The sequence below is a fragment of the Pseudomonas sp. GW821-FHT10B02 genome (assembly GCF_059415665.1).
The window spans coordinates 1-10,406 of sequence record NZ_JBWKNR010000032.1 but is presented as its reverse complement, the minus strand read 5'-3'; the positions used below and the strand labels follow the sequence as shown (position 1 = coordinate 10,406).

General features: G+C 65.1%; 2 protein-coding genes. Both read right to left on the bottom strand.

All coding sequences use genetic code 11. The annotated features are described in order from the left end of the window. The coding region (locus tag AC07OF_RS25675) for an amino acid adenylation domain-containing protein (protein ID WP_495073672.1) at positions 1–9,217 on the bottom strand (9,217 nt) is incomplete at its 3' end. A gap of 14 nt (positions 9,218–9,231) precedes the next feature. Next, a partial coding sequence (locus AC07OF_RS25670) for an AMP-binding protein (RefSeq protein WP_495073671.1) occupies positions 9,232–10,406 on the bottom strand: 1,175 nt, incomplete at its 5' end.

The following is a 10,406-nucleotide window of genomic DNA, read 5'->3' as shown; positions in this document are numbered from 1 at the left end:
CAAGCAACTGCGTACGTTCCTCGACAGCCAGCATCGGCAGATCGGCAATCGCCGCCGTCGGCTCGGCGATGATCGCCTCCAGCAGGTTGCGCCAATGCTGCGCCATGCGGGCGACAGTGGTCGCGTCGAACAAGTCGGTGGCGTAGGTCAGCGAGGCACTCAGGCCATCAATGGCCTCCACGGTATCCAGGGTCAGGTCGAACTGGGCGCTGTGGGTTGCCCAGGCCAGGGTCTCGACCTGCAACGCCGACAAAGCCTGCCCTGCCCCACCCCGTTGCACTTCTCGCTGATGGTTGAACAACACCTGGAACAGCGGGCTGTGGCTGAGGCTGCGTTGCGGTTGCAGGGCTTCGACCAGTTGCTCGAACGGCAGGTCCTGGTGCGCCTGGGCGCCCAGCGCCGTCGCCCGCACCTGCTGCAACAGCTGCGCGAACGACAGCTGCGGGCTGAGCTGGGCATCGAGCACCTGAGTGTTGGTGAAAAAGCCGATCAGGCCTTCGGTTTCCATGCGGCTGCGGTTGGCCACCGGCACGCCGACACGGATATCGGCCTGCCCGGAGTAACGGTGCAGCAAGGTCTGGAACGAGGCCAGCAGGAGCATGAACAGGGTGACGTTGTGCTCACGCGCCACTCGCTGCAATGCGGCATGGGTCGCGGCGGGCAAGACCAGGTCCAGGCGCGCACCACGGTAGCTTTGCACGGCTGGACGCGGACGGTCGGTCGGCAGCGCCAGCGGTGCTTGATCACCGGCCAGACGGGCACGCCAGTACCCCAGTTGACGCTCGCGTTCGCCGGCGTCCATCCACTGGCGCTGCCACAGGGCGTAGTCGGCGTACTGGATCGGCAACGGCGCCAACTGCACCTCATGTCCGGCAGTGAAGCCGGCATACAACTGCACCAGCTCATCGACCATGACCTGCATCGAGGCGCCGTCGGACACGATGTGGTGCTGGGTCAGCAGCAGGATGTGCTCATCTTCGGCCAGCTGCAGCAGGTTGACCCGGATCAGCGGACCCTGGCCGAGGTCGAACAGCCGGGCGATCTCGCCTTCGATAAAGGCCTGAACCCAGCTATCACGGGCCAGGGCGCTGTCCAACACGGGCACTGTATGCCGCTCGATCGCCAGCGAGCCCTGCGCGGCAATCACTTGCAGCGGCTTCACCCCTTCCTGAATGAAAGTGGTGCGCAGGCTTTCATGACGTTGCACCAGCACCTGGAAGCCACGCTCCAGCGCCTCGACCTGCAGCGGGCCGCGCAGGCGCAGCGCGCACGGGACGTGGTAGGCGGCGCTCTGCGGGTCCAGCTGCCAGAGGAACCACTGACGTTCCTGGGCATACGACAGCGGCACACTGTTTCCACGTGCCTGCGCCACCAGGGCCGGCGCCGGCTGAGCAGCCTGCGGATCGAGGGCGGCAACGAAGGCCGCCAGGTTGTCCTGCTCGAACAGGCTGCGCAGGCTCACCTCGATGTTCAGGGCATGGCGCATGCGCGCAACCACCTGGGTCGCCAGCAACGAGTGGCCACCGAGGGCGAAGAAGTTGTCGGTGAGGCCGACGCGCTCGACCTGCAACACCTCCTGCCAGATCTGCGCGACCTGCTGCTGCACGCCACTCTGCGGCGCTACGAAGCGTTCCAGTGCCTGGGCGGCATCGGGCTTGGGCAGCGCCTTGCGGTCGAGCTTGCCATTGGGGCTCAGCGGCAACTGCTCGAGGAACATCCAGGCGCCTGGCACCATGTAGTCCGGCAGGTGCTGTTGCAGGTGGGCCTTGAGCCGCTCGCGCAGGGCATCGCCCGGTGTTTCTGTTGGCACCACATAAGCCACCAGCTGCAGGCCGTTCGGCCCCTCCAGGGCCAGGACCACGGCATCGCGAACGGCCTCCTGCTCCTGCAGACGCGCCTCGATTTCGCCCAGCTCGATACGCAGGCCGCGAATCTTGACCTGGTGATCGATGCGCCCGACGTAGTCGATCACCCCATCGGCGCGGTAGCGGGCCAGGTCACCGCTGCGGTACAGGCGCCCGCCCGGTTGCAAGGCAAACGGATCAGGCAGGAAGCGTTCGGCAGTCAGGCTCGGGCGGTTGAAGTAACCACGGGCGAGCAGCTCACCGCCAATCACCAGTTCGCCCACCGTGCCGACCGGGGCCGGCGCGCCGTTGTTGTCGAGCAGGTAGATGCTGCGTTCCGGCAACACCGTGCCGATCGGCAGGGTCAGCGGTTGCTCGCGACGCCCGTCGACATACTCGCTGCAATCGAGGGTGGTGACGGTCACCGTCGCTTCGGTCGGGCCATAGGTGTTGAGCAGACGCACATGCCCCAGCCCCGCCTGTTTCCAGGCCGCCAGGCCTTCCGGCGGCATCGCCTCGCCACCGCTGTGCAGTTGCTTGAGACGCCCATAGTCACGCGGGCCGATGGCCGCAAAGTCCTTGGCGAGCATGTGCCAATAGGCGGTGGTCAGGTCGACCACGCTGATCTGCCGCTCGATCAGCTCGCGGTAGAAGGTTTCGCTGTCCCAGATCTGCGGACCACGCAGCACCACTGCGGCACCGCAGATCAACGGCGCATAGAGTTGCTCGACAAAGCCGTCGAAGTTGAAGGTGGCGAACTGCAGCATGCGGTCGCTGCCGTCGAGGTTGAAGAAGTCCACGGAAACCCAGGCATGCCGGGTCAGCGCCGACTGGCTGATGCCGACGCCCTTGGGGCGGCCGGTGGAGCCGGAGGTGAACATGACGTAGGCGAGGTTGTCGGCCGCCACCTCGATGTGCAAGACGCTGCCATCCTCGGCCTGCCAGGCCTGGGCCTGGTCCAGGCACAGGCTGGTGACCGCCGCCGGCACCGGCAGGCGCTCCAGCAAGTGGCTCTGGCTCAGCAGCAGGACGATGCCGCTGTCTTCCATCATGCATTGCAGGCGGTCGGCCGGGTAACCGGGGTCGAGCGGCACATAGGCGCTGCCCGACTTGAGCACCGCAATCACCGCAACGATCATGTCCAGGCCACGCTCCACGGCAATCCCGACCAGTACTTCGGGACCGGCACCGAGCTCGACCAGGGTACGCGCCAGGCGGTTGGCGCGGTTGTCGAGTTCGGCGTAGCTCAATTGCTGCTCGCCGAAAATCAGCGCCGGTGCCTCGGGCTGACGCTGCACCTGGGCTTCGAACAGCTGGTGCACCGCCCGCCGGTCGCCGCTCTCGAACGGCACCTGGCTCCAGGCCTGAAGCTGCTGTTGTTCAGCAGGCGCCAGTTGCGACACCTCACCCAGCGGGCGCAGCGCGTCTTCGGCCAGGGCCAGCAACAGCTGGCGGTGATGCGCGGCGAGGCGCTCGACGCTGTCGTCGCGGAACTGGCTGCGGGCATAGCTGTAATGCAGGGTCAGGGCATCGGAGAGGCCGACGGCCAGGGTCAACGGGTAGTTGGTCTGCTCGTGGTTGGCGATGCTGCCGAAGCTGACACCGGCCGGCGAGGCGCTTTGCAAGGCCTCGGCCACCGGGTAGTTCTCGAACACCAGGATGTTGTCGAACAGCGCTTCACCGCCCTGCCCGGCCCAGCGCTGGATCTCGAACAGCGGTGTGTGCTCGTGCTCACGCAACGCCAGATTCTGCGCCTGCAAGGCTTGCAGCCAGGCGCCGACCGTTTGCTGCGGCACCGGCGCGGCGACCACCGGCAAGGTGTTGATGAACAGACCGATCTGCTCTTCAACGCCTTTGAGGTCGGCCGGACGGCCAGCCACCGTGGCGCCGAAGCACACACTGTCCTGGCCGGTGTAGCGCTGCAGCAACAACAGCCAGGCGGCCTGCACCAGGGTGTTGAGGGTGATTTTCTGCTGCCGGGCAAAGGCGTTCAGGCGTTCGGTCAGGGTGATGTCGAGGCTGTACAGGTGATCGCCATAGCCGACAGTACCGCTGGCAGGACGCAGCAGCGCGTCGGCCAGGCGGGTCGGCGTGCTCAGCGCTCCCAGCTCACGCTGCCAGAAGGCCTGGCTGGCTGCGCTGTCCTGGCGCTGCAGCCAGTCGATGTAATGGCTGTAGCGTGCCGGTTCAGTCGCCAGCCACTGGCCGCTGTAGCGTTGCAGCACTTCGCCGAGCAGACGCGAGTTGCTCCAGCCGTCCATAAGGATGTGGTGGTTGGTGTAGACCAGGTGATAGCGCTGTTCGCCGGTGCGAATCACCGCCATGCGCAGCAACGGCGCACGGGCCAGGTCGAAGCCTTGCTGACGGTCGTTTTCAGCCCAGGCGTCCAGCGCCTCGGCGAGATCCTCACGGCCGCGCCAGTCGAGGTGGCAGAACGGCATTTGCAGGGTCTTGTGCACCACCTGCAACGGTTGCTGCAGATCGCCCTGCCAGACAAAGCTGCTGCGCAGGATGTCATGCCCCGCCAGCGCCGCCTGCCAGGCCTGGGAAAAGCGTTCGGGATCGAGCCCTTCGACGTCCAGGCGCATCTGGTTGATGTAGTCGCTGGCCGACTGTTCGTACAGGGTGTGGAACATCATGCCCTGTTGCATCGGCGACATCGGATAGAGGTCTTCGACTGCGGCGGCTGGCACCGGTAGCCGGTCCAGCTGGGCCTGGGAGACTCGCGCCAGGGGGAAGTCCGACGGCGTGAAGCCTTGCTGGACAGCAGCGCTGCAATGGGCAATCAAACCCTGCAGCGCTTGAGCGTAAGCATCAGCCAGTTGCTGGATGGTTGCGGTGTCGAACATCTCGCCGCTGAAGGTCCAGCCCAGGCTCAGTTCGCCGTCATAGACCTGGCCGTTGACCGTCAGCCAGTTACCCAGCGGTGCATCCAGGCTCTGTTCGCGCCCGGCGCTTTCGCTGGCGGGGGTCAGCAACTGCTCGCCGCTGGAGAAGCTGCCATCGAACTGGCCAAGGTAGTTGAAGGTAATCCGCGCCTGCGGCAGCTCGGCCAGTTGCGCTTTTACCTGTTCATCGCCCAGGTAACACAAGGCGCCATAACCGAGGCCCTTGTCGGGGATGGCGCGCAGCTGTTCCTTGATGCCCTTGATCGCGGCACCGAGGTCGGCTGCCGGGGTCAGTTTGACCGGGTACAGGCTGGTGAACCAGCCGACACTGCGGGTCAGGTCGATGTCGTCGAACAGCGCTTCGCGACCGTGACCTTCCAGCTGCACCAGCGCCGAACGCTCGCCGGCCCAGCCGGTGATGACCTGCGCCAGGGCGGTCAGCAGCAGGTCGTTGACCTGGGTGCGGTAAGCCACCGGGGCATCTTGCAGCAACTGGCGGGTCAGGGTTTTGTCCAGGCGGGTCTGCACGCTGACGGCCTGGCGATAGCTCAAGGCGGCGTCCGTACGCTGGCACGGCAGGTCGGCGCCAACCCCGTGCAGTTGCGTGGTCCAGTACTGCAGTTCGTCCTGCAAGGCGGTGCTGCCGGCATGTTCGGCCATGCGCCTGGCCCAGGCCTGGATCGAGCTGGTCTTGGCTGGCAGCGTTGGCGTTTGCCCCGCGAGGCACTGGTTGTAGGCCTGCTGCAGGTCTTCGAAGAGAATGCGCCACGACACGCCGTCCACCGCCAGGTGATGGATCACCAGCAACAGGCGTTGCTCGCCGCTCGCCAAAGTCGCCAGCACCGCGCGCAGCAGCGGGCCGTTCTGCAGGTTGAGACTGGCCTGGGCTTCGTCGCCCAGCGCCTGCAATTCGGCGCTGTCGTTCAGTTGCGCTTGCCACAGCACTGGCTGCTCGCTCGACACTGGCGCAAACTGCGCCTGCCAGTGACCCTCTTGCTCGGCAAAGCGCAGGCGCAGGGCGTCATGGTGTGCCAGCAAGGCCTGCAGGGCCTGCTCCAAGGCGTTCGGGTCCAGCGCCTGGCTGGATTTGAGCAGCACCGACTGGTTCCAGTGGTGACGCTCGGGGATCGCGGTGTCGAAGAACACCTGATGGATCGGCAGCAGGGTCAGCTCACCGCTGACCGGGCCCTGATCGATGCCCGGGCCGTCCTCGCCGAGACGGGCGACACTGGCCAGACCTTGCACGGTCTGGTGCTGGAACAGCTCTTTCGGGGTGAAGCGGATTCCCGCCTGGCGTGCGCGGCTGACCACCTGGATGGAGATGATCGAGTCACCACCGAGTTCGAAGAAGTTGTCCGTCAGGCCGACCTGCTCAAGCTTGAGCACGTCCTGCCAGATCGCCGCGATACGTTGTTCCAGCTCGCTTTGCGGTGCCACGTAGGCCTGCTGCAACTGGCTGGCATCCGGGGTCGGCAAGGCCTTGCGGTCGAGCTTGCCGTTGGCGGTCAGCGGCAAACTGTCGAGGAACAGGATATGCGCCGGGACCATGTAGTCCGGCAGTGCTGCCTTGAGCCCGCTGCGCAGTTCTTCGCGCAGCGCAGTTTGCTGCTCGGGCGCCACCGCCACTTTCGGCACCACGTAACCCACCAGCTGTGCACCGGAAGGACCGTCCAGTGCCAGCACCAGAGCATTGCGTACCGACGCTTGCTGCTGCAGACGCGCTTCGATTTCACCCAGCTCGATCCGGAAACCGCGGATCTTCACCTGATGGTCGATGCGCCCGATGTATTCGATCACCCCATCGGCACGGTTACGCGCCAGATCGCCGGTACGGTACAGCCGCGCACCGGGCTGGCCGAAGGGGTCGGCGACGAAACGTGTGGCGGTGAGGTCGGCACGCTTCAGGTAGCCACGCGCCAGGCCGGCCTGGCCGACATACAGTTCACCGATGCAGCCTTTGGGTACCGGATTGAGTTCAGCATCCAGCAGGTACCACGACAGATCGGCAATTGGCTCGCCAATCGGGCTGCTGGTTTCCAGTTCCAGATCGGCCAGCGACAACGGCCGGTAGGTCACATGCACGGTGGTTTCGGTGATGCCATACATGTTGATCAGTTGCGGGGCTTGATCGCCGAAACGTTCGAACCACGGGCGCAGGCTTTTTACGTCCAGCGCTTCGCCACCGAACACCACATAACGCAGCGCCGGTTTGCTCTCGGTTTCGGCACAGGCCACCTGCATCAGCGCCTTGAACGCCGACGGGGTCTGGTTCAGCACCGTGACGCCTTCGTTGCACAACAAGGCGTAGAAGTCTTCCGGTGAACGGCTGACGTCCTGGGCCACCACGACGACGCGGCCGCCATACAGCAGTGCGCCGAACAGCTCCCACACCGAGAAGTCGAAGGCGTAGGAATGGAACAGGCTCCAGACGTCTTCGGCACCGAAACCGAACCAGCGCTCGGTGGCGGTGAACAGGCGCAGCACATTGCGGTGCGGCAGCAAGGTGCCTTTCGGTTTGCCGGTGGAGCCGGAGGTGTAGATCACGTAGGCCAGGTTGTCCGGGCCGGTGGTGACCTGCGGATCGGTCAACGGTTGGGTCAGCTCGTCGTCCAGTAGCAGGCTGCGCACATGCGCCGGCAGCGGCAGACGGCCGATAACCTCGCGCTGACTGAGCACCAGGTCGATACCGCTGTCCTCGATCATGTAGGCCAGGCGGTCCTGCGGATATTGCGGGTCCAGCGGCAGGTAAGCGCCACCGGCCTTGAGCACCGCCAGCAAGCCGACGACCATGTCCAGGCTGCGCTCGACCGCGACGCCGACCAGCACGTCCGGGCCGACGCCCAGCTCGATCAGGCGGTGCGCCCACTGGTTGGCGCGGGCATTGAGTTCGCCGTAGCTCAGTTGCTGGTTCAGGTAGGTAACAGCAATCGCCTCAGGACGGGCAGCGGCTTGGGCAGCGATCAGGGTATGCAGGCAGTGTTCGACCGGAAACTCGGCCGGCTGCGGGTTCCACTGGGCAATCTGCGCGGCGACTTCGCCGGTGCCGAACAGGTCCAGTGCGGCAATCCGCTGCTGCGGGTCGGCGATCACGGCAGCCAAAAGATTGAGCCAGTGCCCGGCCATGCGCTCGATGGTGGCGGCGTCGAACAGGTCGGTGGCGTAGGTCAGCGAGGCATTCAGGCCTTCGCTGCTTTCCTGGGTATCCAGGGTCAGGTCGAACTGCGCCGTGGTGCGCTCCAGCGCCAGTTGTTCGATCTCGATCCCGGCAAGCGCCGCGGCGCCCTGCCCGCCCGCGTCGCGCTGGTGGTTGAACATCACCTGGAACAGCGGGCTGTGGCTGAGGTTGCGCTCCGGCTGCAGCGCTTCGACCAGTTGCTCGAACGGCAGGTCCTGGTGCCCCTGGGCATCGAGCACCGTTTGCTTTACCTGGGCCAGCAGGCCACGGAAAGTCAGTGCGGCATCGAACTCGGCCTTGAGCACCTGGGTGTTGACGAAATAGCCGATCAGCCGCTCGGTTTCACTGCGGCTGCGGTTGGCGGTCGGGGCGCCGACACGGATATCCACCTGACCGCTGTAGCGCTGCAGCAAGGCCTGCAACGACGCCAGTAGAAGCATGAACAGCGTTACCCCTTCACGCTGGGCCAGGGCTTTGAGGGCACTGATCTGCGCGGCCTGCACAGCGATCTGCAGGCGTGCACCGCGATGGCTCTGTTCGGCCGGGCGCGGACGGTCGAGCGGCAGTTCGAGCAAGGTTTGCTCGCCCGCCAGCTGGGCAACCCAGTAATCCAGTTGCCGCTGACGCTCGCCGGCTTCCATCCACTGACGCTGCCACAAGGCGTAATCCGGGTACTGAATCGGCAACGCTGGCAACTGCAGCTCCCGCCCTTGAGTGAACGCGGCATACGCCTGCACCAGCTCCGCGATCATCACCTGCATCGACCAGCCATCGCTGACGCTGTGGTGCTGGGTGAGCACCAGCACATGCTCATCGGCGGCCAGGCGCAACAGGCGCACACGCAGCAACGGGCCGTGGGCCAGGTCGAACAGGCGGCGGGTTTCGGCTTCTACCAGGGCGGTCAGCTGTGCAGTGTCGGGCGGGGTGGCCGACAGGTCTTCGATATCCAGGCGCAAATCGCCAACGCTTGCGATGTGCTGCAAGGCCTGCTCACCGTCGTGAACGAAGGTGGTGCGCAGCGATTCGTGGCGCTCGATCAACGCCCTGAAACTGTGCTCCAGGGCGTCGAGGTCCAGCGTGCCGCGCAGGCGCAGGGCGGCCGGGATGTGATAGGCCGAGCTGTGCGGGTCGAGTTGCCAGAGGAACCACTGGCGCTCCTGGGCATAGGACAACTGTAACGGCTCATCGCTATGCCTGGTGAATACCGGAGCAACGCTGAAAAGATTGATCCCCTTCTTTTTCAGCAAAACCGCCAATGCCTTGCGTTCCTTTGGCGAAAGCTGTCCTACCGCCCCGATCAACTCTTGCACACCCACACTCCTCGCTAGGAAATTAGCTCTTCAAGCTCACCTCCTGATAAACGTTTGAGGGCCTCTAAAGATTTAGCCAATTCGTCTTCGATCGACAGGCCATCGCTCTTCAGGGCTTGGGCGGCCTCGCAGAACGCCCCGAGATCGCGGGCGGTGAACAGGCTTTTCAGGGCAATCTCCAGGTTCAGCCGCTCGCGCAAACGGACAATCACCTGGGTGGCGAGCAGCGAATGCCCGCCCAGGCTGAAGAAGTCGTCGCGCAGGCCCACCCGCTCGACCTGCAGCACTTCCTGCCAGATCGCGGCGATCTGCTGCTCCAGCTCGGACTGTGGCGCGACATAGGTCTGCTGGGTCTGGCCGACGTCTGGCCGTGGCAGCGCCTTGCGCTCCAGCTTGCCGTTGGGACTCAGCGGTAGGCTTTCGAGGAATACCCACTGGCTCGGCACCATGTAATCCGGCAGGTGCGCTTTCAGACGGGCCTTGAGCTGCTCGGCGTCGATACCCTCGGTGTTTGGCACCACGTAGCCGACCAGTTGCTGACTGCCGAGCAGGTCCATGGCCAGCACCACGGCCTCGCGGACTTCGGCCTGTTCAAACAGCCGCGCCTCGATCTCGCCCAGTTCGATACGCAGGCCACGGATCTTCACCTGATGGTCGATACGCCCGGCGTATTCGATCACCCCGTCAGGGCGATAACGTGCCAGGTCGCCGGTGCGGTACAGGCGTTCACCGTCGCCGAACAGGCTGACCATGAAGCGTTCGGCGGTAAGGCCGGGACGACGGTGATAACCACGCGCCAGACCTTCACCGCCCAGGTACAGCTCACCGATGACACCGGCCGGGACCGGACCCAGTTCGGCATCAAGGATGTAGGTGGCCAGGTTGGCAATCGGCTGACCGATCGGCACCGTATCACTGCCCTCTTCGCGGCAAGTCCAGTGGGTGACGTCGATAGCCGCTTCGGTCGGACCGTAGAGGTTGTACAACTTGGCCTGCGGCAGCTTGGCGAACACCTGCTGCTGGGCATCGACCTGCAACGCCTCACCGCTGCAAATAATGCGTTTGAGGCTCCGCGCCTCGTGCACCCGCTCATCGAGGAGGAACACCTGCAGCATCGACGGCACAAAGTGCAGCGTGCTGACCTGATGCTGCTCGATCAGTTGCAGCAGGCGCGCCGGATCACGGTGCT